Source organism: Treponema endosymbiont of Eucomonympha sp., assembly GCF_001028545.1.
Map to the genome: position 1 here is coordinate 1 of NZ_BBPW01000510.1, position 522 is coordinate 522.

1 protein-coding gene is annotated in these 522 nt (G+C 61.7%); it reads right to left on the bottom strand.

All coding sequences use genetic code 11. The features are described 5' to 3' along the window. Positions 1–317: 317 nt before the first annotated feature. A partial coding sequence (locus AWU74_RS12905) for a hypothetical protein (RefSeq protein WP_238580256.1) occupies positions 318–522 on the bottom strand: 205 nt, incomplete at its 5' end.

Consider the following 522-nt stretch of genomic DNA (forward strand, 5'->3'; position numbering starts at 1 on the left):
TTATCAAGGAAGCAGACCGAAGGAGCGGCGAAACGGGGAAGCGCCCCGAAGCCTTTGGGGGAATACCCAGACTATTGGGGGGAAGCCCCGGAACCTTCGGGGAACGCCCCAAGACTTTCGGGGGAGGCTCTGAAGCCTTCGGGGAAAGGCGGCGCTGCCGAGTTCTGCTTCCGCGGAGCTCGTCGGTCTTTTCCGGGACGTTCGGCGCGTGCGTATTCTTTGTGTTTACAGCGGGTATGGTGCCGGCGGCGGTGTTCCCGAATCTCCGGCAGTCATTCCCCGCCGTTGCTGCTAATCCCTGTTGCCGTTTCGCGCGACTACCTGACGGCGATAGCTGTAAGCGCAGTTATGACGGTTTCGCCGCCGCAGACCGAACGGCACCGCGCTTGCTCTTTTGGAGGACGATAATCGTGCGCTTTACGCCTGTTCCCCTCGCCGCGTATGTCGTTTGCATCCTCTCCTGCGCGGCTTCCGCGCTCGAAATGCGCGACCTGACGATTCCTGCGCCGGAATGCAAATCGG